This window comes from Sedimentibacter sp. (assembly GCF_038562225.1).
Taxonomy (GTDB): Bacteria; Bacillota; Clostridia; order Tissierellales; family Sedimentibacteraceae; genus Sedimentibacter.
On record NZ_JBCFAS010000001.1, the window covers coordinates 594209 to 615595 of the forward strand.

Below are 21387 nucleotides of genomic sequence, written 5' to 3' on the forward strand. Positions count from 1 at the left end.
AAGTAATGTTTATTTCTCCCGCCGCCGTTGCTACTATTCAATGATTTCATTGTATTTATTGTTGTCATTTAACCACTGTAAAAATGGCTGTATGTATACGACATAGCCGCAGCTACCCTTTTGTAGTTTTACATAGTCAACCTTTTTCTTATCCTTTTCATAAAAAGTTTCAATGTATTCCTTCAAGTCAACTAACCTAAAAAAATACATTATGTTATTTAGGGCATCAAAATCAACTAGTATGTCAGCTTGGCAATATCGATACCAGCCATCAGAATTTATACTTTGTGATGAAATGTCCTCAACATAAAACCTTTGTTTGTCCTTTGAATATTTGCCGTAGCTGTATTCTGTTTTAATTTCAACTCTTGTACCTTTGTTACCTACTATAAAATCAACGTCTATTTTTTGAAATTCTTTGTCGTTTCTTACGTCTATTAATGGAATATTTTTTGATTCGCAATATTGAATGAAGGCTACTTCGCCCTGTTCGCCTTTTTGAAGTGTTTGCTTAAATGTTTCGTGGGTTCTGTTTTGATATGTTTGCATCGTTAATTACATTATCATGCATTAACGTTGCCTCTTATTCCGTTGTCTATATCTTTATCTCAGAAAATACTGATTATCTCCTTATGATTTATTATGATTTTATTTTGTTTTCGTGTATCAGCTTGCGCATCTTGCTATAAATTGTTACGAAGTCGTGCAATAGTGTATCTTCATAGTATTGTGACAAGTAAGTTGTTATTTGTTCGTCGTTAGTTGTACCGTATAGTTTGCCTTCTTCATCAAATAGAAGCTTTATATTACAGCCTACTGCTACTAAATAAGCCAATTTGTTTAAACTGTATATTCGTTTCTGTTCTTCCATATGTTTTACACCTCATCTATCAAAGATAGTAAGTAATTTAAAAGCCGCTGCATCTCATCAACATTGTTTTGCATTGTTGTTATATTCTCCTGCTGTTCATCCAAATTATTTTGCAAGGCAAGTAAATTATCATTTAATTCAGTATATAAATTATTTATATTCATATGTTTATGCCCCCCTGCCAGTAAATTGATATGGCTGATTTACCCAAGCATCAATGTCAAATTCTTGCTTTAGTTTTGGTTGTGGCTTTGGTTGCTTATGTTTTGATTGTTCCATTAATTCAGCAATTTCTTCATCTATAAATTCAAATGCATCAGTATATTCATTTGCTGTTGCTTTATTATATGGTTGCTGTGGCTGCTCCTGCTTCGGCTGTTTTTTTCTTTCAATCGCTTCTTGTCTGCGTAGTGCTTCAAGTGCTTCATCTTCCTGTTTTGTTGAAATATGTTTATACATTTTTTCTGTTTTCTCCTTTTGTATATCTATTATAATTGGTTCTGTTTCTGCCTTTCTGCGGCTGGTTTCTCTTATCTCCGTCATTTCCTGCTTTGTATGTGATTCAGTGTTTTCCCCTGTTGCTATTATGGTTCTAGCAGATGAATCCTTGTTATAGGCAGCTACCACATATTTAATTCTTGCTATTTCAGCAATTAAAGCGCTGTGGTATTCATTATCATTCAATTTACTGAACGGTGTTATGATTATTTCGTCCGATGTTTCTGTAAATTTGCCGTTCTTGGTCGGTTTCTTAGCAGGGCATCTATGTATGTATCCTGCTTTTTCAAGGCGTCCCAGTGCTTCGGCAACTTTAGTACGGCTATAATCAAGAATATCCGCAAGCTCCTGCTGAGATGGATAACAATGCCCTGTTTCTGTGTTTACGAATTCATGTAAAGTAAATAAAATATCTCTATCCATAGGCTTTAAGCGTTTGTCTTTTCTGATTCCTGCCTTAAAATACTTTGGTACTATTGCCGCCCCTATTGTTTTTGCGTTTTCTTTAGTTATTGCGGTTGCTGTTTGTTTCAAATATTCATTAATATTCATCTTCAATTAAATTCCTTTCAATTATCTATATTGTATAAATTCTATTGTTTTTCCATGTTTCAAAGGCTTCTTGAAGTCCTTCTTGGTTTCTGTCAAATGCAAAATAGGTTCTTCCCGTTCTTCGGTGGATTCCTACATAATTAATTATTAATCCTTCTTGTAAAAAAAAGTTTGCTTGTTTGATGTCATAAACATAAGTATAATTATTCATTTTTTAATATCTCCTATTCTGATTATGTTCGGCGCATGAGCGCCGCATTGTGAAGTAAATTTATTTACTCTTTCACCATTAATAATACCTATTTTTTGACCTATTCTGTATAGTCGTTAAAAAAATATTTTTTAAAATTGAAGTGTTTTAATTATCTCTTTCCACCCTATATAATACCGAAATTTACAGCCATTTGCACAATAGCTAAAAAAATACTTTACGTTGATATTTCAATGATAAATAGGCTAGGGTTTGATTTTACCGCCGGCTGTAATTGATATTTCTTTTGTCTATACATTTTTACCGTTTTTTTGGAATAGGTGACATTGGTATGTAATCCAGCGATTACATATTTCAATAGGTGCATGTGTGCACTAGTTAATAGTCCAATGGGTGAGCAATGCATAAAAATGTTTTTCTTTTTTGATTGAGGTATGTTACCAAGCGGTGACATGGGTATGTTACCAGGCGGTGACATGGGTATGTTACCAGGCGGTGACACTAATAAAAACACTAGAATAAAAATAAAATAACAATAGTAATATCTTATATAGTATAGGCGCTCACAAGATAGTTAACGGGATGATACTTTTTTATTATCTACCAACTTACGGAGCAGGAATAAAAATTGTAGGACTTCCGAATCATATTCATAAAAACATATTTTAGGAAGTCCATCGAAATTAAGATACCATGAATATCAAAGCTGCTTGCCGCGAAAGGCATCTATTAAAAACAAACAATGGAGCAGCAGGAACAACCCAATAAGATGCTATGATTATGAAAGATACCCCATGCCATATGAGAACCACCTAAAATAAGATACCATGATTATAAAAGATGAAAGGTTTGTCCGCCCGCCCCTACATACCTACATCGCATAATCGACGTACAGGCTATATTTTGCCATTTAAACGCACGTTAATATAATAGCAGTATAAATACTCTGCAATTTTTTATAGGACAATTTAAAGGCTGATTATAAAATGCGATAGTTTGTATCACCTGTGCCATACCTCTATATTATAATATCAACGCAGAAGCTTTTAATTGCCTTTTAAACACGCGAAAACATAATCGCAACATATTTACATTGTCTTTTTTGCATGGCATTTAAAAGGCTCATTATTACCATTATCATAGACGAGTTATTACTTTGCATATTAATAAATTAAAGCTTTATATATATATTCATATATAGTAGTTATAGATATATGCACTATATTGTATAAATATATGATTGTAGACATAATAAAGGGGGTATTTAACCCCCTACTTGATTTATCTCTTCATTTTGATTGTTGTTTTCTTTTTTTGTTTGTTAACAAAGTTATCTAATGGATTAAAAGTGTTGTTGTGTTCTTTCAAATCAGTAATAAGCAAATTTACATACTGCTGCGTAACTTCCAAACTTGAATGTCCTAAAAGATGCTGTAAATCAACTATATTACCGCCATTTTTTATATAATCGGTTGCAAAACAATGTCTGAACCTGTGTGTACCTTCTACATCTACACCTTTACGCTCATTATATCTTAATATAGCGCCCCTCATACCATCAGATGTAAATTGGTTGCCGTACTTATCAGTAAACAAATAATCACTTGGCTGCCCTTCCCTATAAAGCATATATTCTTCTAATATTTCTTTAAGCTTCAGGCTCATAGGTATATACATTTGTTTCTTATTTTTTACTACCCTAAGAAGAATAATATTATCATCAAAATTAACATCTTCAATTTTTATATTAATCAATGTTCTTTTTCGTACACCTGTACTATATAAAAAATTTTCAATAACCCACGCACGATAATGTGCAAAGCTACATGTCTTTAAATCGGGTTTATCAAGTAATTTTTTTAATTGTGCTTCGGTATATACTTCATACATCGTTTCTTCTTGTTTAATGTATTTTGCGGTTATCTTATCGCTCCAGCCATGTTCAAAGAAGTAATTGAATATTGACATTAGAGAACAAACTTTTTCATTAATTGTAGATGTTTGATTTCCTTTGTTTGTAAGAAACAACTTATAAAACTCAATTAATTCACTTGTCAATTGATTACAATAAACAATTTCCGTATTTTTGATGCATTCTTTGAAGTCCTTATAAGTCACCTTTTTATTTTTGATTGTGTACTCTGATTTTTTGTTAAGAGTGCAGAAGTTTATGAACCTTTCAAAGCCATCGTCTAAAGTAATATTATTATCCTTTTGATTAAAATTTTTGAACATACTTTACTCCTTTTTTAATAGTTTTAAAGTATGTTCTAAACCATAAAGTGCGTACTTTGTTGTTTAGTAAAATTGTTACTTTTGTTTAGTATTTGTGTTATCTGTTTTTCATCACCATATACTAACAAACGTTGAAATTCCAATTATTCGTTTATGACCACCTGGTTTGTTCCGTCCGTTTCTTCAAGCAGCACGCTGATTCTTTCGCTTCTGGATGTTGGGACGTTCTTGCCTATGAAATCTGCACGTATGGGGAGTTCTCTGTGGCCTCTGTCGATTAAAACCGCCAGCTCAACGTTCTTAGGCCTTCCCCTGTCAACTATGGCATCCAGCGCCGCCCTGACGGTCCTTCCTGTGTAAAGGACATCGTCAACCAATATCACAGTCTTGTCTCTTATGTCAAAGTCAAAGCTTTTAACGGACATGGGAGCCATGTCGTCTTTTTCGTAGTCGTCCCTGTAATACGTTATGTCAAGAGGAAAGACCGGAACCAGAGATCCTTCTATTTCTTCTATCTTTTTTGAAAACCTCAGCGACAAGGGCCATCCTCTGGTTTTGATTCCAACAAGAACCACATTTTCAACACCTTTGTTCTTTTCTATAATTTCATGGGCAATTCGAAAAACAGCTCTCTCGATTGCCTTTTCATCCATAATCAAAGCTTTTGCTTTCATATATTCTTCCTTTCACTTATCCAATGCTCTTAAAACCTTATCGAAATATTCCGGCAGATTTGAATCAAATTCCATGTAAACACCCGTTGAGGGATGTACAAATCCCACTGTCTTGGAATGAAGCAGCTGGCCGCACAGTCCAAACCTGTTTTTCCTGGAGCCGTAAACGTCGTCGCCCACAACAGGATGACCGATGTGTTTCATGTGAACCCTTATCTGGTGCGTCCTTCCGGTTTCAAGCTTAAGCTTCAGCAGCGTATACTTGCCGAATCTTTTTACAACCTGGTAGTTTGTAACGGCGTTTTTGCTGTTCTTCCGTGTGACGGTGTATTTTTTCCTGTCCTTCTCGCTCCTTCCAAGAGGTGCGTCTATGGTTCCTGAATCTTCCTTCACGTTTCCTTCAACCAATGCATAGTAAATCCTGTTTATGGAATGTTCTTTAAGGCAAGCAGCCAGAAAGTTGTGAGACTTGTCGTTCTTTGCCACAAGCATGAGTCCCGAGGTGTTCTTGTCAAGCCTGTGCACGATTCCGGGGCGAAGCACCCCGTTGATTGCAGACAAATTCTTCAGATGGAACAAAAGTCCGTTGACCAGAGTTCCGGAGTAGTGTCCCGGAGCCGGATGCACCACCATTCCCTGAGGCTTGTTTATAACTGCCAAGTCATCGTCCTCATAAACAATGTCCATTGGTATATCTTCCGCCTTGATGTCAAGCATTTCCGGAGGCGGCAATATGATTCTGATTACATCCATGCTTTTAAGCTTGTAGTTTGATTTGACTTTTTTGCCGTTAACTTCTACCCTGCCGTCCTGTACCAGCTTCTGCACCGAATTTCTGGACATGTCTTCAAGTCTTGATGAAATGAATACGTCTATTCGTTCATTGTCCTCATCCGCATTTATTGTTATTTCTTCAGGCTGGTAACCGTCGGTTTCAGCGTCCGGATCATCGTACAAATCATCTAAATCATTCATTTATTTCACTCTTTTCGAATTTGTTCAACAGTATAAGAATTATCATCAAAAAAGTGCCGCAAACAACAAAGCTATCAGCTATGTTGAATATGGGAAAATTGTAGAAGCTGCCAAATCTCACATCAATGAAATCAACTACGTACCCCAGCCTCAGCCTGTCAATGAAATTTCCAACTGCGCCGCCGGCTATCATTGCTATGGAAAGCCTCGAAAGATTGGTGATGTTTTTTGTCCTGAAGTACAAAACTCCAAGAACCGCCAGCATAAATACGGTTGCTACAATAAAAAACCAAAGCTGGTTTTGAAGTATGCTGAAAGCTGCTCCCTTATTTTCCGCATAGGTGAAGCGCAAAAAATTTCCGATTAGTTTTATGCTTTCATCGTCCTTAAGAACATCAACCGCCCAAAGTTTTGTGAGCTGATCTGACAAAATGGAGAATATAAATATAATTGCTGCTATAACGTTCATGTTTACCTCTTTAAATGTAGTGCTTGATTTCAATTTTATTTTTGCCGCTTTTTGTGATGCCGGAAAGTCTGTGTATTTTAAAACGGCCGTATTTGGCTATGGAAATCATGTCCCCTTCCTTCACCTCGGCTGAAGGCTTTTCCTCCACCTTGAAGTTTACCTTAACAAGACCTGATTTCACCATGTCCGATGAATCTTCCCTGGACTTGTTGGCAATATTTTTTACAAGGCTGTCAAGCCTTAGTGACGAAGCGTTTATCATGATCAGCTCATGCTGCTGTTCCTTAAAGGCTGTTTCTTCTGCTTTCAGTATTTGTGTCTCCACTTTGTTTCTGCCTATAAGCTCCAGAGAAAAGTGCACATACTCTGCAATATCCTTGTGCATAACCACATCTGCAAAATCCTCATGCACATAGATGTCTCCCGTCCGGTTTCTGTCTATTCCCAAAGACATGATGCTTCCGAGATAATCCTTGTGGCTTAAGTCCTTGAACTTTGACCTGTTCATGATGCGCAGTGCTGCCACGTATTCGTTCCTGTCGATGGACCCCATATAATCAGGGTATAAAATGAAAACTTTCCTCTCACAGTGCTCATATGAGGGGAAAAGTTCAAATTTTACATCATAATTTTTAATTATGGGTATGCAAAGCTCTGCAGCGTAAGGGTTGGTGAACTCCGTGACTGCCGTAATGAAATTCTTTTCCACGTATGAAGCTTTGTCCGCAATTTTCCTTACCGTATTTTTCGTTTCTTCATCTTTTATGAAGTCGTAATATTTTTCAAAATCTTTCATTTCACACCTTAGATGGCATATACCAGGTTCTGAAGCAGGTTCAGAAACAAAAATGCCAGTATGGGAGAAAAATCGATCATTCCCATGCCTAATCCCAGTCTATCTAAAATTGCCCTGCAGGGAGCCAGTATAGGCTCGGTCATTTGATAGATAAAGTTGGTTACTTTCGAATAATGTAGGGTTGGGAAGAAAGAAAGCAAAACTCTGACTAGTATTAAAGAATCCATGATTCTCAATAGTATGCCGAGAGCTATTTTTACTGTGTACATATGCGCTCCTTTATTTGTTGAAATAATAATTCCTTTCGTATCTTTCGCTGAGTCTTCCGTCTATTTGAACATTGTTAGGAGCTATAACGAAAATTCCGTTTGAAATTTTCTGAATGCTTGCTTCAAGTGCATAAACTGCGCCTTTGATGAACTCAAAAACCTGCTTCTGGTTTTCCAGTTCCATTCCTTCGATGTTCAGGACAACAACCTTTCTGTTTTTCAGCTCGTCTACAGCCTTGGTGCAGTCTTCGTATTTCTGAGGCTCGCAAATGAAGACTTTCATGTCAGTGTTGGAATGAACCTTAATAACATTGTTTTTCTTTGTATAAGTTTCCATCCTGTCATTTTTGCCGCTTTCAAACTTTCCTTCTGCGACAACTTCCTCCTCTTCATAATCTTCTTCCAAATCCGTGATGCCGATAAAATCTTTTACTTTGTCCATTACTCCCATTTATTTATCCTCCTTGTATTTTCTCGCTCCAAATACAGCTGTCCCTATCCTTACCATATTTGAGCCTTCCTCTATAGCTATTTCAAAATCATTTGTCATACCCATGGACAGATACTTCATCTCGGTGTTCTTTAGATTCATGGATGAAATACGCTCATAAATCTCCTTCATCTTCCTGAATACCCATCTGACATCCTCGGCATTTTCGCTGTAAGGAGCCACCGTCATGAGACCTAGAACCTTTATATTATCAAACTGCTCCAATGAGCCGACAAAATCGTATACCGTGTCTTCATCTATTCCGAACTTGCTTTCTTCCTGGCCTATGTTAAGCTCTATGAGTATGTGTGCCGTCAAGTTTTGCCGGGAAGCCCTCTTGTTAATTTCTTCCGCCAGCTCCGGGCTTTCCACAGAGTGTATGAGCCTCACCTTATCTATTATGTACTTTACCTTGTTTTTCTGCAGATGCCCGATCATGTGCCACTTGACATTCAGGTCCTGCATCTGTTCATACTTGCTCACAAGTTCCTGAACCCTGTTCTCGCCCAAACTATCTAGTCCGCCCAAAACCGCCTCTCTTGCCCTTTGAGCATCTACAGTCTTAGAAACACCGATGACTGTTATGTCCCGGGGATCTCTTCCGGACCTTTTTGCAGCTGCTGCCACTTTTTCCATCACTGCGTCAATGTTTTCCTTTATGCTCACTTTATCCTCCTAATCTGCTATCTGACCTTCGTAAACCTTATCAGGTTCAAGCACTACCTTGTCAAAAGTCTTTATGGTGGAGTATTTTTTTTCGTCTATGTATATTATTCTTCTTTCACTTTCACCTGCATACTCGCCTGCAGAAACAACAGTGGTGCTTTCATCCTGCCCCAGAATCTCCACAGGAAAAAATTTAATTATGTTGCTGGCGTCCACCACATAAACTCCTGTGCAGCCATCTTTCTCAGCCAGAGCTTCTGAACTGATTTTAAGCCCGTCGTGAATGTCTGTGATAAGTTCAAGATCAACATACCGCCTGTCGTATACCTTGTAAAAATAATCGTCAAAATACAATATCAAAACGGAGCTTTCGCTGCCGTAGTTAATTTTCTTTATGAAGCCCCATACTTCGTGCTGCTGTCCGTCGGACAGAATTCTTGTCTTTATGTACTTGTTCTCTTCAAACAGCTTGGCTTTTTCGTTGTCTACAGTTGCTGCTATGTAGTAGTCAAAATTCTTGATTATCTTGTATATGCCTTCATCCTTGGCTACTGTGCCTTGCTGGCTTTTATCGGACATGGTGTAGTCCAGCCTTGCGGTTAAGCTTGGAGTCATATCCATGACATTCTCATAGCTGTAAGTGCTCTCAAGACCGTCTATTTTATATGTTATTATTCCAGCCCTGCCTGAATAGTACGGAATCTTGTTCGTTGATATGCTTCCTGTCAGATTCTTTTTCATATCTTCAAGCTGAGCTATGTCATATTCGTCATACTTACCGCCGGAATAAGTCTTTATGCTGCTCGAGTCCACCTGCCCCACAATGTTGTACATGCTGCTCAAATCCTGGTTCAGGATGCTTGCCTGTAAGTCATTTTCGTATGAAGACAGGTTTTCGGAACTTACGGCTGCTTCTTTTGCACTGCCGCCGCTTTTCTTAAGCTCTATGGCAGTCTGAACTTCCTTGATTTGAATGTTTATCTGGGCAGAATCAGTGTCCGTGTTCAAATCCGCCACAAGCTGCCCTTCCTTTACCTTTGTGCCGTCATCGCAGTAATAAGTTACACTGCCGTCAAGGGACGCGCTGTATACCTCTTCGTCCTTTATCACTATTCCCGAAGCCTTAATGACATCTTCAAGGTTTCCGCTTTCTGCCACCACTGTATCAATGGAACCGTTAATATTCTGAAAAACATATATAATCAGGCAAACTGTTGCGAAAGAAAAGAAGAAATTTTTCAAACCAAAGTTTTTCCTTGCCATTTTCTCTCCGATACTTCCTAATCATTGTTATTCACCATGAATAATAATCATATTATACCACTAAATTAACGATTTTTGCAAGTTATATATGCTCATTTTCAATTAATATTACAATATTTTCTGACAATATTCACGATATTTAATATACATCGGCAAATATTCGGATTAATTTATACCTTTACCAAAAATTTCTTAAAAAAACAAAAAAAAAACGGGGTCTCCCCCATTTATATGATAAGGAATATTATGCTTCCCGATCCATCGTTTACTATTTTTTCTATGGTCTTCTTAAGTTTCTTACGGGCATTTTCAGGCATTGCAGTGAGCTTAGACTCAAGCTGCTCATCCACAAGACTGTAAAGCGTCTTGCCGAACAGCTCAGCTTCCCAGATGCACTGCGGGTCATCCTTCATCTGCTCCGTCAGGTGGTTGATGAGATCTTCGCTTTGCAGCTTGCTGCCGATAACAGGCGATACCTCTGTGTTGATGGCTGCATTGAATATGTGCAACGACGGTGCCTGAGCCTTGATTTTGATGCCGTACCTGCTGCCTTCCTTGAACACTTCTGGTTTTTCTATGATCATATCGCCGATTCCAGGTGAAACATAGCCGTACCCCTTGGTTTTTGCATCATTTATGGCAGCCTCAACCCTTGAGTAGCTGTCTTTGGACCTTGACAAATCTCCAATAAGTTTCAGAATCTGATGTTCACCGGTGATCTCCTCTCCGGACAGCTCGCTGATAACCTTGTAGTAGTATGAGTTGTCAATGTCTATTTTCATGTTGATGGAGCCTGTTCCAAGCTCGATATCCTTTACGAAGTAGTCCTCGACATAATCATTTTCTCTTGAAAAAATGCTGTCTGCATTGAAGTCGCTAAGCTTGTAGCAGCCGTCAAAATCTTCCTTCAGTGTGCTTATTAAATCCTTTTTAAGTGAATAATCGCAAGTGAGTCCGTCAAACCATCTTGGAAGCTCCACATTGATTTCCTTTATGGGGAATTCATACAAAACGTCTTCAAGAACGTTGTCGATGTCCTCATTCTTAAGGTTCATGCAGTCCAGAATCCTTACAGGCGCATCGTATTTGTCCTTTAGCTGGGAAGCCAGCGCAAGGGTGTTTTCGTTTGCAGGATGCATTGAATTCAGTATGATTACAAACGGTTTGTTTATTTCCTTCAGTTCCCTTACAACTCTTTCTTCCGCCATTATGTAGTTGTCCCTGTTAATGTCCGTTATGCTTCCGTCTGTGGTGACCAGCACTCCTATGGTGGAATGGTCCTTGATAACCTTCCTCGTTCCTATTTCCGCAGCCTCTGCAAAAGGAATTGGATCCTCGTTCCACGGCGTGCTCACGAGCCTTGGTATTTCTCCCTCCATGCTGCCTATGGCTCCCGGTATCATGTAACCTACGCAGTCAATAAGGCGCAGTTTGGCATTGATGTTGTTGCTGAATGTAACCTTTACGGCGCTTCCAGGAACAAATTTCGGTTCTGTCGTTGTAACCGTCTTGCCTGTACCGCTTTGAGGCATTTCATCCTTTGCTCTTTCCCTTGTGTATTCATCCTCAATGTTGGGCAGCATTACATTTTCGGAAAACTTCCTGATGAAAGTGGATTTACCTGTTCTGACAGGACCCACAACTCCTAGATATACTTCGCCCTTGGTTCTTTTTGCTATATCCTCATATATATCTAAATTAGTAATAACAATCCCTCCTCCTGATATGCATCGTATTCAATTTATTTATATGCCTTCTGAAAATCGTTTATACCAAAATTTGTGTAAAAAAATATTAAAAATGAAGAATTAAAGTGAGGATATTGAATGAAGAATTAAGAGTGAAGAGTGAAGAATTAAAAGAAAGGATTTGCCCAAAAAGGCAAATCCTCACATCAATTCTTAATTCTTAACTCTTAATTATTAATTGCTCTTTAAAGCTTTTCTTCCTTCTTGTCCCTTAGCATGTGCTTGTTGACCGTATTCCATACTAATACTAAATGATTATTGATGGAACGAATATCGGCAAATATACATATATTAAAAATATAATTATTAAACCTATGAGGTAAGGAACCACTGCTTTAGCAATTTTTTCTATCGGTAAACCTGTGATGCTGGAACCTACAAACAAATTAATAGCTACCGGCGGAGTAATCATACCTATTGCTATACCTATTACAAACAAAACACCAAAATGTACAAGGTCTATTCCCAATGTCTTTACTAATGGTAAAAACACAGGTGTTAACAGAATAACAGCTGATGATGTTTCCATAAAAACGCCAGCAATTAAAACTATTATGCTAATTAATAACATAAGAATATATTTATTGGAAGATACCCCCAAAACTGCCTGTGCTATTTGTTCCGGTATTTTCCAGTTTGCTAAAGACCATCCAAATACGCCACTGCAGGCAATTATTATCATAATAATTGATGATGTTTTTGCACTTCCTAACAATATGCTCTTAAATTCTTTAAATGTTAAGTCTTTGTAAATAAAGGTGGATACAATCAATGCGTAAACAACCGCAACCGCAGCTGCTTCTGACGGAGTAAAATAACCCGAAAATATTCCACCAAGTATTATTAATGGCATTAGCAGTCCCCAGATAGATTGTCTAAATGTTGTCCAAACATTTTTAAGTACAAATTTAGATCCTCTAGGATAATTATATTTAGTTGCTTGCACTAATGAAATTGCTATTAACATTAAGCCCATGAAAAATCCCGGTGCAAAACCATTAGTAAACAATCTTGTAACACTTTGATCTGCTATAACTGCATATAAAACCATTGGAACAGAAGGAGGTATTACAACTCCTATACATCCTGCTGCTGCAATAAGGGCTGTAGATGAACTTTCATTGTAACCGCGTTTTCTAAGTTCAGGAACCATTGTAGCACCAACAGCAGCTGTTGTAGCAGCCCCAGAGCCTGAAATAGCTGCAAAAAACATTCCTGCAACAACTGATACTATAGAAAGTCCACCTCTTATCATTCCTAACATTGATTCAGCAAATGTTACTAACTTTTGCGAAATTGATCCTCTGGCTAACAAATCTCCTGCCAGTATAAAAAATGGTACTGCAACAAGGGGAAAACTGTCAGTTGAAGCAAACATACGCTGAACAACAATAAGTAAATTTACATCTCCCTTAAGCAAAACAGCAACACCTGCTATTGCAACTGAAAAGGCTATAGGTACTCCAATTACCAAACATCCTATGAATACCACAAATAATAAAGCTGCCATTAGTTTACTCCCCCCTCTTCAGCATGTGTGTTAATTATATTATCAATCACATGTAAAATCATTATGGAAAACCCTATTGGTATTGACATGTATATGTATTTCATAGGCACACGCAATGCAGCTGACAATTGGTTACCTTGCAATTTCATATACTTAAATCCATAAAAAGCAGCAATACCAAACAAAATTCCACATAATACATTTACGAATAGGGCAACATATTTCTGAAATTTCGGAGGCAATAATTGCTGCACAATTAGAACAGATATGTGTCCATTTTTCTTATAGACGCTCCCAGCACCCAAAAATGTTGAATATACTAACAAATACCTCGTTAGTTCTTCACTCCACGAAAGCGCACTGAAAAATACACGGCATATGATTTGCATTGATGTCACCAAAACCATCAATGCAATCAAAATGATTATAACTGTGCAGCAAATTCTATCTATAAAATCGCTGACTTTATGTACCGATTTTGATATATACATAGTTTTGTCTCCCTTCTAACCATAACATAAAACTGACAGATTTATTTTAGAGCTTCTGATATTCTTTTAAGATAATCTGAATATTGTGGATAAGCATCATATACTGGCTGCACAGCCTCCTGGAAACTTTTCAAATCCGGCTCTAATACTATTTCCATTCCATTTTCTTTCAGTGTAGCTATCTGCTTGTCTTCATTAGCTGCAACCCATTCTCTTTCATATTCTGCAGCTTCTTGAGCTGAATCCTTAAATATCTGTTGTACATCTGCAGGAAGCTCGTTGAATTTTGCCAAACTCATTGTAATTATAGCAGAAGCATATGCATGACGGGTCATGGTCACATATTTTTGAGATTCCCATAATTTAAATGAATAAATTACATTAACAGGATTTTCTTGTCCGTCAATTGTACTTTGCTGCAACGCTGTTAAAGCTTCTGTCCATGCCATAGGAACAGCATTAACTCCCAATGAGTTAAATGTTTTTGTGTAAACTTCATTTTCCATTACACGTATTTTTAAACCTTTAGCATCAGCTGCAGTTTCAACTTTTTTCTTGCTGTTAGTTAAATTACGAAATCCTCTTTCAGCATATGCAAGGCCTTTAAGATTTGCACCTTCCAATTTACCTAACAACTCTTGTCCTACTTCTCCGTCTAATACTTTATAAACATCTTCATTGCTTGAGAACAAAAACGGCAAATCAAACACTCCCATTTCCGGAACAAAGTTTGAGAAAGGTCCGCTTGTGATGATTCCCATGTCTAATGTATTCATTTGCATACTTTCAAGCATTGTTCTTTCATCGCCTAAAGAGCCGTTTGGATATATTTCAATAGTGTATGCTCCATTCGTACGCTCTTTTACTAACTCAGCGAACTTCACAGCAGCAACTTGAAAGCTGTCTTCTTCATTTACAGTAGTACCCAACTTTAATACTACCGGTTCAGCTGATCCCTGATCTTTAGGTGTTTCTGCAGGCTTACTATCAGTGTTGCCGGAACAAGCTGCTAAACTTACAATCATAACCATTGTTAAAACCAAACACATAATTTTTTTAAACTTTTTCATTTTTAATCCTCCCTTTTACTAAATGATTTTATATATTTGCATGAATGTTGACACGCAAACGTTTTAATATATTATATTAATTTAACATGTACGGGATAGCTTGTCAATTGTATTTTATTGACTTACATTTCATATATTAAATCAATTTTTCAGTATTATCAAGAAACTGCTTGCTAAATATTCCAATAGTTCATTCTATTCCAGAATGGCTCCTCTGTTTCCTGAAGCAACCATCCTCGCATATCTAGCCAAATACCCTGTTGTTATTCTCGGCTCTCTAGGCTCCCACTTTGCTCTCCTATTCTCCAATTCTTCATCAGATACAACAAAATCTATTTTGTTTGAATTTATATCTATTTTGATAATATCCCCTTCTTCTACAAGTGCAATATTTCCGCCTACTGCTGCCTCCGGAGAAACGTGTCCTATAGAAGCTCCTCTTGTTGCTCCTGAGAAACGTCCGTCTGTTATGAGGGCGACACTTTCTCCCAATCCTCTTCCCATAATAGCTGAAGTGGGATTTAGCATTTCTCTCATTCCCGGTCCGCCTTTTGGTCCTTCATATCGGATGACAACAACGTCACCAGCGACAATTTTTCCGCCGTTTATAGCATTGATCGCATCCTCTTCACAGTCAAAAACTCTTGCGGGACCTTCGTGAACCATCATTGATGGTGAAACTGCCGAACGCTTAACAACGCATGTGTCTGGGGCAAGATTACCCTTTAGTACTGCTATGCCTCCTGTTTGGCTGTAAGGATTTTCAATCGGTCTTATAATATCATGATTTGTATTTACACATCCTTTAATATTATCTGCAACCGTTAAGCCTGTGCATGTAATTAAATTCGTTATTAACAAATCTTTTTTATTCAGCTCATTCATTACAGCATAAACACCGCCAGCATCATCTAAGTCTTCCATGAAAGTATTGCCTGCAGGTGCAAGATGGCAAAGGTTAGGAGTTCTTGCACTTATTTCATTGACAATGTAAGGATTTATTTCAACACCTGCTTCATGAGCAATAGCCGGAAGATGAAGCATACTGTTTGTACTGCAGCCAAGTGCCATATCTATTGTCAATGCGTTCATAAATGCTTCTTCAGTCATTATATCTCTTGGTCTAATATTTTTTTCTAGCAGTTCCATTATTTTCATACCTGCATGTTTAGCAAGTTTTATTCTTTCAGAATATACTGCAGGTATAGTGCCATTTCCCTTTAAACCCATTCCTAGTGCTTCAGTTAGACAATTCATGCTGTTTGCAGTATACATACCTGAACATGATCCGCATGAGGGGCACGCTTTATTTTCGTATTGCTCTACTTCCTCTAGAGAAATTTTACCTGCGTTGTAAGCTCCCACAGCTTCAAACATGTCTGATAGGCATGTTCTTTTGCCATTCATTTTTCCGGCAAGCATCGGTCCGCCGCTTACAAATATTGTAGGTATGTTTACTCTTGCTGCTGCCATCAATAGTCCTGGAACATTTTTGTCACAGTTTGGAACCATTACCAATGCATCAAAGCAGTGTGCCATTGCCATAGCTTCTGTAGAATCAGCAATCAGTTCTCTTGTTACAAGAGAATATTTCATGCCTGCATGTCCCATTGCTATTCCGTCACATACAGCTATAGCCGGAAATACAACAGGTGTTCCTCCTGCCATTGCCACACCCATTTTTACTGCATCTACAATTTTGTCCAAATTCATATGTCCCGGTACTATTTCATTATATGAGCTCACTATGCCTATTAAAGGCTTGTTTAACTCTTCTTTTGTATACCCTAACGCATTAAAAAGCGAGCGGTGAGGTGCTTGCTGAACACCTTTAGTAACTGAATCACTTCTCATAATAACCTCCTAATTTTTTCTGATAACATCATATGACATCATATTACCACTCTTGTTGTATTATGTCAACAGGCAATCGTATACTTTCCCTATATTTCATAAAACATAACATAAATTATATATTTTCTCTTGTATTATGTCTTAAAAGAAGGTATTATATATTTGAGATTTCTTATAGGAGGATTGGATTATATTGCAAGATAAAAGTTTATCCGAACAGACTGCTGAAAAAATATTTAAAATGATAACTGTAGATAATAAATATTTACCAGGCGATAAATTGCCAAATGAAAATGATCTTTCTACCGAACTTAAAGTGAGCAGGACAACTTTAAGAGAAGCTATAAAAATATTAATTGCAAATAATATTCTTGAAATCAGAAGAGGCAAAGGTACTTACGTAACTTTCAGAGAAAATATAAATGAAGATTTTTGTTTAAATAATTCGATGGCGGCAAGAATCGGCTTAAGAGACTTGATGGAAATCAGACTGATTATAGAACCTGAAATAGCTTATTTAGCCGCAAAAAGAGCCACAGAAAAGGAAATTGAGAAAATATTGTATTATGGTGAGTTAAATGAACAGAAAATTTTAAATGGTGAAGATCGAACAGATGAAGAACAAATGTTTCATAACTTAATATCAAAAGCATCTCATAACGAATTTGTCAATAGATTAATGCCGATTATAAGTCAAGGCATCTATAAAGGAGTCATATTGTCAAAAGAGCAATGTAAAATTAATGATGATACTTTAGTGGATCATCGCTCCATAATGGAGTATTTGAAAAACAGAGATGCAGATGGAGCCAAAGCAGCTATGAAACTACACATAATACGTGCTATGGATAATTTCGGAATATCAAGAAATTGATAGACTGATGCCAACCCTCGACATCATACGGCCTTCATGGTATAAAAAACATGTAATGAAAGGATATATAAAAATATGGGAACTTATCATATTGTAGATATGCAAACATGGAAACGAGCAATACACTGTCAGGTTTTTAGAAATAGCATTGAACCTTCATACTGTGTTAGTCTTGAACTGGATATTACAAATTTTTTGGCGAAAATAAAGTCAAAAAACTGCTCATTTTCCATGGCGTTTATTTATGCTGTATCCAAATGTGCCAATGAGATTGAAGAATTTCGATACCGCTTTGTTGACGGACGGGTTGTATTGTATGATAAGATTGATACAGCCTTTACATATCTGAATCCTGAAAAAGAATTATTTAAAGTTGTAAATGTAAAGATGATTGATGATTTTGATGAGTATGTTAAAACAGCCAAAGAAACCGCTGAAAATCAAAACGAGTATTTTACCGGACCTCTTGGAAACGATGTTTTTCAATTTTCTCCTTTTCCATGGGTATCCTATACTCACATTTCACATACCAATTCAGGAAAAAGAGATAACGCAACTCCCTTGTTTGATTGGGGAAAATACTTTTATCGGTATGAAAAAGTAATTCTTCCATTCTCTGTTCAGGTACATCATTCTTTTGTAGATGGAATACATATCGGAAAACTTGTATCATCACTGCAAGAGTATTTGAACAAAGCATGATAGCTCTAAAAATTTAATTTCTGCGATTTCTGCCATATTAAATCTGAATGAAGAGTGAAGAGTAAGAATTAAAATAAAGGATTTGCCCAAAAGGCAAATCCTCACATCAATTCTTAATTCTTAACTCTTAACTATTAATTGCTCTTTAAAGCTTTTCTTCCTTCTTGTCTCTCAGCATGAGCTTGTTGACCGTTTCCTTTACATCCGCATTGTTTTCCAGCACTTCGTACATGGCGCTGACTATGGGCATGTCAACACCCAGTTTTTCTGCCAGTTCGTAAACTGCATAGGTGGTTGAGATTCCTTCTACAACCATTCCTACTTTTTTCACGGCATCATCCTTTGAAAGTCCCTGTCCGATAAGATATCCGGCATTCCAGTTTCTTGAGAACTTGCTCATGCAGGTGACCATCAGGTCCCCTATTCCCGAAAGACCGAAAAATGTCTTCACATCTGCTCCCATGGCTGTACCCAGCCGGGCAATCTCGACAATGCCCCTGTTCATGAGAGCTGCCTTTGCGTTGTCACCGTATCCGATGCCGTCGGATATTCCGGCTCCCAGTGCTATGATGTTTTTCAGCGCTCCTCCTATTTCAGCTCCAATCACATCATCGTTTGTATACACTCTGAAGTATGATGTCATAAACATATCCTGAATTTCTTCTGCAACCTTTTTTTCCTTGCATGCCACTGTTATGGCTGTGGGCATTTTAGCCACAACCTCCTTGGCTATGGTGGGACCGGTAAGGTCTGCAAAAATACAGTTTTCTGTTTCCTCCTCAACAATGTCCGAAACCAGGCTCATGGTTCCGATTTCAATTCCCTTTGATGCATTGATGATTATCCTGCCTGTCTTGAGTTCTGGCTTAATCTGCCTCAAAACAGACCTGATTTTTTGTGTAGGTGTTACTATCAAAATGTACTCGGCATCTTTTACGGCTTCATTTATGTCCCATGTGAACACGATATCATCGGGCAGCTTGACATCAGGCATATATTTTTTGTTAACTCTTTCATTTCGAAGTTCAATGCATTGATTTTCGTCCCTTAGCCATACTGTGACTTCATGGCCGTTTTCTGAAAGTAGCTTTGAAAGGGCTGTTCCCCAGCTTCCTCCGCCAAGCAGTGTAATTTTCTTCTTCATGATTTTCTCCTAAAATTTGTTTTCCTTGCCTCTTAATAGTCGTTTTATGTTATCCTTATGCCTGTAAATGGACATACTGCCTATGAACAGGCAAAAAACGAACAGCGGCATGTCAAATGGCTTTACAAAGATTCCTGCTGCAGCAGGAGCAAGCGCCATTCCCAATATGGAACCCAGAGAGACGGTTCTGGTTAAAGCAATTGCCAATATTCCCAATACAAAACAAACCGTGGTAACGAGGGGACTTATGACAGCCATAACACCAATGGTGGTGGCAACGCCCTTTCCTCCCTTGAATTTTAAAAACACCGGCCAGTTATGTCCGATTATAACGCAGGCTCCGGCCAGATAGCTGCCGTTAACTCCGGCTATGGCTCTGCCGATGATTACTGCCAGTACTCCCTTAAGCACATCTCCCGCAAAAACCATGGCACCTATTTTCTTCCCGAATGCTCTTAAAGCGTTTGTAGCTCCGGCATTCCCGCTTCCATAGTCGCGAACGTCTTTTTTTGTGAAAATTTTTCCTAGAATGTAGGCAAAAGAAATATCTCCTAGTAAATAAGCTATTATTGCAATTAATAAGTATTTCATAAGCACCTCTAAAGAGTGGCAATGCCATCCCTGAGGATGACATTGCAATTATTTCAACTCATTTTACATTTAATTCTTCATTCTTCACTTTTAACTCTTAGTTACTGCTGCTTCCCTGCTCACCCTTGCTTCTGAACTCGATGACTATTGGAGTGCCCATGTACTCGAAGGACTCTCTTATTCTGTTCTCCAGATACCTGACATATGAAAAGTGCACTATGGTGCTGTCATTTACGAAAATAAGGAATTTAGGCGGATTGACAGCCACCTGGGTACCGTAATAAATTTTAAGCCTCTTGCCGCGCACGGTTCTTGGCTGGTTCATGAGAACAGCCTCTGTTATGATGTCATTCAGCACTCCCGTGGAAACTCTAAGGTTTCTGAAGCCGAATACTTCATCCACAGTGTCAAGTATCTTGTTGACCCTTTGTCCGGTGAGAGCCGATACGGTCAGTATGGGCGCATATGTTGCATAGGCAAGGTTCTTTCTGATTTCCTCCTGGTATTCGTTGAAGGTCTTGTTGTCCTTTTCCAGAAGGTCCCACTTGTTTACAACGATTATCATTCCCTTGTTGTTGTCGTGTGAATATCCTGCAATCCTCACATCCTGATCTGTAACGCCTTTGTCCGCATCTATGACCAGAATGCAGATGTCGGCTCTTTCCACCGCCGTGAAAGCTCTCAGCACGCTGTACTTCTCCACGGTTTCGCTGACCCTGCTCTTTTTTCTTATGCCGGCTGTATCTATAATGGTATACTTCTGTCCGTTTCTTTCAAACTTGGTATCTATCGCGTCTCTGGTCGTACCCGGTATATCGCTGACTATAACCCTCTGCTCGCCGATTATTCTGTTTATGATTGAAGACTTGCCTGCATTAGGTTTTCCTATTACGGCAATCTTTATGCTGTCGTCATCCTCTGCAGTGTCAAGTTTTTCGTCAAATTTTTCTATAACCAGATCAAGAAGATCTCCTATTCCCAGTGCTTCCGATGAAGAAATTGAAACTGGTTCTCCCAGTCCAAGGTTGTAAAACTCGTATATGTTGTTGCTGTTAACAAACTTATCCATCTTGTTCACTACAAGAATTATTTCCTTTTTTGCCTTTCGAAGCATCTGGGCAACTTCAGCATCAGCTGCCGTGACACCTTCTTTGCCGTCCACCATGAACAGCACCACATCGGCCATATCAATGGCTATTTCAGCCTGAAGCCTCATTTGGGCAAAAATGGTGTCGGTTGTGTTAGGTTCAATTCCTCCTGTATCTATAAGGGTGAAATAATTATCCAGCCATTCGCACTCAGCATAAATTCTGTCTCTTGTTACTCCCGGCGTATCTTCTGTTATGGATATTCTCTTGCCGGCTATTCTGTTAAAAAGCGTAGACTTTCCGACATTCGGTCTGCCTACTATGGTTACTATGGGTCTTGCCATTT

Annotated in this window: 23 protein-coding genes; 2 read left to right on the forward strand and 21 right to left on the reverse strand. The window is 38.0% G+C overall.

Annotated elements, in window-relative coordinates; translation table 11 throughout:
- Window positions 1-33 precede the first annotated feature (33 nt).
- The 18 genes from AAGU76_RS02800 to ilvD form a co-directional block, all read right to left on the reverse strand.
- Complete coding sequence (locus tag AAGU76_RS02800; protein WP_342483916.1) at window positions 34-549, reverse strand: hypothetical protein; 516 nt, start codon at window positions 547-549, stop codon at window positions 34-36.
- A gap of 327 nt (window positions 550-876) precedes the next feature.
- Complete coding sequence (locus tag AAGU76_RS02805) at window positions 877-1035, reverse strand: hypothetical protein (protein WP_342483917.1); 159 nt, start codon at window positions 1033-1035, stop codon at window positions 877-879.
- Window positions 1036-1039: 4 nt separating this feature from the next.
- On the reverse strand, window positions 1040-1921 hold the full coding sequence (locus tag AAGU76_RS02810; RefSeq protein ID WP_342483918.1) for a helix-turn-helix domain-containing protein: 882 nt from the start codon (window positions 1919-1921) through the stop codon (window positions 1040-1042).
- Window positions 1922-1946: 25 nt separating this feature from the next.
- Window positions 1947-2132: a hypothetical protein gene (locus tag AAGU76_RS02815; RefSeq protein WP_342483919.1), complete on the reverse strand. Its 186-nt coding sequence runs from the start codon at window positions 2130-2132 to the stop codon at window positions 1947-1949.
- A gap of 1281 nt (window positions 2133-3413) precedes the next feature.
- Window positions 3414-4367, reverse strand: a complete 954-nt coding sequence (locus AAGU76_RS02820; protein WP_342483920.1) for a site-specific integrase — start codon at window positions 4365-4367, stop codon at window positions 3414-3416.
- A gap of 143 nt (window positions 4368-4510) precedes the next feature.
- A complete protein-coding gene (gene pyrR / locus AAGU76_RS02825) occupies window positions 4511-5041 on the reverse strand; it encodes a bifunctional pyr operon transcriptional regulator/uracil phosphoribosyltransferase PyrR (protein ID WP_342483921.1) in 531 nt (176 codons plus the stop codon).
- Between the two features lie 12 nt (window positions 5042-5053).
- Entirely contained in the window at window positions 5054-6016 is a 963-nt protein-coding gene (locus AAGU76_RS02830; protein WP_342483922.1) for an RluA family pseudouridine synthase, read from the reverse strand.
- Entirely contained in the window at window positions 6009-6485 is a 477-nt protein-coding gene (lspA, locus tag AAGU76_RS02835) for a signal peptidase II (RefSeq protein WP_342483923.1), read from the reverse strand. Before lspA ends, AAGU76_RS02830 begins: the two co-directional genes overlap by 8 nt.
- A gap of 10 nt (window positions 6486-6495) precedes the next feature.
- Window positions 6496-7281: a YlmH/Sll1252 family protein gene (locus AAGU76_RS02840; protein ID WP_342483924.1), complete on the reverse strand. Its 786-nt coding sequence runs from the start codon at window positions 7279-7281 to the stop codon at window positions 6496-6498.
- Between the two features lie 8 nt (window positions 7282-7289).
- On the reverse strand, window positions 7290-7550 hold the full coding sequence (locus tag AAGU76_RS02845; protein WP_342483925.1) for a YggT family protein: 261 nt from the start codon (window positions 7548-7550) through the stop codon (window positions 7290-7292).
- Window positions 7551-7560: 10 nt separating this feature from the next.
- Window positions 7561-8001, reverse strand: coding sequence for a cell division protein SepF (locus AAGU76_RS02850; RefSeq protein ID WP_342483926.1), 441 nt, complete (start codon window positions 7999-8001; stop codon window positions 7561-7563).
- Entirely contained in the window at window positions 8002-8706 is a 705-nt protein-coding gene (locus tag AAGU76_RS02855; RefSeq protein ID WP_342483927.1) for a YggS family pyridoxal phosphate-dependent enzyme, read from the reverse strand. It lies immediately after the preceding gene.
- Window positions 8707-8715: 9 nt separating this feature from the next.
- Entirely contained in the window at window positions 8716-9969 is a 1254-nt protein-coding gene (locus tag AAGU76_RS02860) for an HlyD family efflux transporter periplasmic adaptor subunit (protein ID WP_342483928.1), read from the reverse strand.
- 227 nt (window positions 9970-10196) lie between these two features.
- A complete protein-coding gene (gene spoIVA / locus AAGU76_RS02865; RefSeq protein WP_342484675.1) occupies window positions 10197-11705 on the reverse strand; it encodes a stage IV sporulation protein A in 1509 nt (502 codons plus the stop codon).
- Window positions 11706-11964: 259 nt separating this feature from the next.
- Window positions 11965-13227 (reverse strand): TRAP transporter large permease, encoded by a 1263-nt coding sequence (locus AAGU76_RS02870; protein WP_342483929.1) that lies wholly within the window; start codon window positions 13225-13227, stop codon window positions 11965-11967.
- Window positions 13227-13718: a TRAP transporter small permease gene (locus tag AAGU76_RS02875; protein WP_342483930.1), complete on the reverse strand. Its 492-nt coding sequence runs from the start codon at window positions 13716-13718 to the stop codon at window positions 13227-13229. The genes AAGU76_RS02870 and AAGU76_RS02875 overlap by 1 nt, the downstream gene beginning before the upstream one ends.
- A 41-nt stretch (window positions 13719-13759) precedes the next feature.
- Window positions 13760-14788: a TRAP transporter substrate-binding protein gene (locus tag AAGU76_RS02880; protein WP_342483931.1), complete on the reverse strand. Its 1029-nt coding sequence runs from the start codon at window positions 14786-14788 to the stop codon at window positions 13760-13762.
- A gap of 195 nt (window positions 14789-14983) precedes the next feature.
- Window positions 14984-16642, reverse strand: coding sequence for a dihydroxy-acid dehydratase (ilvD, locus tag AAGU76_RS02885; RefSeq protein WP_342483932.1), 1659 nt, complete (start codon window positions 16640-16642; stop codon window positions 14984-14986).
- A 187-nt stretch (window positions 16643-16829) separates the two neighbouring features.
- Here ilvD and AAGU76_RS02890 point away from each other — a divergent pair, with 187 nt between their 5' ends.
- Together AAGU76_RS02890 and AAGU76_RS02895 are read left to right on the forward strand one after the other, a co-directional pair.
- Window positions 16830-17516 carry a FadR/GntR family transcriptional regulator gene (locus tag AAGU76_RS02890; RefSeq protein WP_342484676.1) on the forward strand — a complete coding sequence of 229 codons (687 nt, stop codon included), beginning with the start codon at window positions 16830-16832 and terminating at the stop codon, window positions 17514-17516.
- 75 nt (window positions 17517-17591) lie between these two features.
- A complete protein-coding gene (locus tag AAGU76_RS02895) occupies window positions 17592-18218 on the forward strand; it encodes a CatA-like O-acetyltransferase (protein WP_342483933.1) in 627 nt (208 codons plus the stop codon).
- Window positions 18219-18363: 145 nt separating this feature from the next.
- On the opposite strand, the gene AAGU76_RS02900 is transcribed toward AAGU76_RS02895, so the two are convergent.
- The 3 genes from AAGU76_RS02900 to der all read right to left on the reverse strand — a co-directional run bounded on the left by AAGU76_RS02900 (window position 18364) and on the right by der (window position 21385).
- Window positions 18364-19362 carry an NAD(P)H-dependent glycerol-3-phosphate dehydrogenase gene (locus AAGU76_RS02900; RefSeq protein ID WP_342483934.1) on the reverse strand — a complete coding sequence of 333 codons (999 nt, stop codon included), beginning with the start codon at window positions 19360-19362 and terminating at the stop codon, window positions 18364-18366.
- A 9-nt stretch (window positions 19363-19371) separates the two neighbouring features.
- Window positions 19372-19953: a glycerol-3-phosphate 1-O-acyltransferase PlsY gene (gene plsY / locus AAGU76_RS02905; RefSeq protein WP_342483935.1), complete on the reverse strand. Its 582-nt coding sequence runs from the start codon at window positions 19951-19953 to the stop codon at window positions 19372-19374.
- Window positions 19954-20050: 97 nt separating this feature from the next.
- Window positions 20051-21385 (reverse strand): ribosome biogenesis GTPase Der, encoded by a 1335-nt coding sequence (gene der / locus AAGU76_RS02910; protein ID WP_342483936.1) that lies wholly within the window; start codon window positions 21383-21385, stop codon window positions 20051-20053.
- Window positions 21386-21387: the final 2 nt, after the last annotated feature.

Excerpts from the sequence above, each read along its gene's own strand:
- AAGU76_RS02800 (WP_342483916.1), bottom strand. The coding sequence starts at position 549 with ATGCAAACATATCAAAACAGAACCCACGAAACATTTAAGCAAACACTT.
- AAGU76_RS02805 (WP_342483917.1), bottom strand. The coding sequence starts at position 1,035 with ATGAATATAAATAATTTATATACTGAATTAAATGATAATTTACTTGCC.
- AAGU76_RS02810 (WP_342483918.1), bottom strand. The coding sequence starts at position 1,921 with ATGAATATTAATGAATATTTGAAACAAACAGCAACCGCAATAACTAAA.
- AAGU76_RS02815 (WP_342483919.1), bottom strand. The coding sequence starts at position 2,132 with ATGAATAATTATACTTATGTTTATGACATCAAACAAGCAAACTTTTTT.
- AAGU76_RS02820 (WP_342483920.1), bottom strand. The coding sequence starts at position 4,367 with ATGTTCAAAAATTTTAATCAAAAGGATAATAATATTACTTTAGACGAT.
- pyrR (WP_342483921.1), bottom strand. The coding sequence starts at position 5,041 with ATGAAAGCAAAAGCTTTGATTATGGATGAAAAGGCAATCGAGAGAGCT.
- AAGU76_RS02830 (WP_342483922.1), bottom strand. The coding sequence starts at position 6,016 with ATGAATGATTTAGATGATTTGTACGATGATCCGGACGCTGAAACCGAC.
- lspA (WP_342483923.1), bottom strand. The coding sequence starts at position 6,485 with ATGAACGTTATAGCAGCAATTATATTTATATTCTCCATTTTGTCAGAT.
- AAGU76_RS02840 (WP_342483924.1), bottom strand. The coding sequence starts at position 7,281 with ATGAAAGATTTTGAAAAATATTACGACTTCATAAAAGATGAAGAAACG.
- AAGU76_RS02845 (WP_342483925.1), bottom strand. The coding sequence starts at position 7,550 with ATGTACACAGTAAAAATAGCTCTCGGCATACTATTGAGAATCATGGAT.
- AAGU76_RS02850 (WP_342483926.1), bottom strand. The coding sequence starts at position 8,001 with ATGGGAGTAATGGACAAAGTAAAAGATTTTATCGGCATCACGGATTTG.
- AAGU76_RS02860 (WP_342483928.1), bottom strand. The coding sequence starts at position 9,969 with ATGGCAAGGAAAAACTTTGGTTTGAAAAATTTCTTCTTTTCTTTCGCA.
- AAGU76_RS02870 (WP_342483929.1), bottom strand. The coding sequence starts at position 13,227 with ATGGCAGCTTTATTATTTGTGGTATTCATAGGATGTTTGGTAATTGGA.
- AAGU76_RS02875 (WP_342483930.1), bottom strand. The coding sequence starts at position 13,718 with ATGTATATATCAAAATCGGTACATAAAGTCAGCGATTTTATAGATAGA.
- AAGU76_RS02880 (WP_342483931.1), bottom strand. The coding sequence starts at position 14,788 with ATGAAAAAGTTTAAAAAAATTATGTGTTTGGTTTTAACAATGGTTATG.
- ilvD (WP_342483932.1), bottom strand. The coding sequence starts at position 16,642 with ATGAGAAGTGATTCAGTTACTAAAGGTGTTCAGCAAGCACCTCACCGC.
- AAGU76_RS02895 (WP_342483933.1), top strand. The coding sequence starts at position 17,592 with ATGGGAACTTATCATATTGTAGATATGCAAACATGGAAACGAGCAATA.
- AAGU76_RS02900 (WP_342483934.1), bottom strand. The coding sequence starts at position 19,362 with ATGAAGAAGAAAATTACACTGCTTGGCGGAGGAAGCTGGGGAACAGCC.
- plsY (WP_342483935.1), bottom strand. The coding sequence starts at position 19,953 with ATGAAATACTTATTAATTGCAATAATAGCTTATTTACTAGGAGATATT.
- der (WP_342483936.1), bottom strand. The coding sequence starts at position 21,385 with ATGGCAAGACCCATAGTAACCATAGTAGGCAGACCGAATGTCGGAAAG.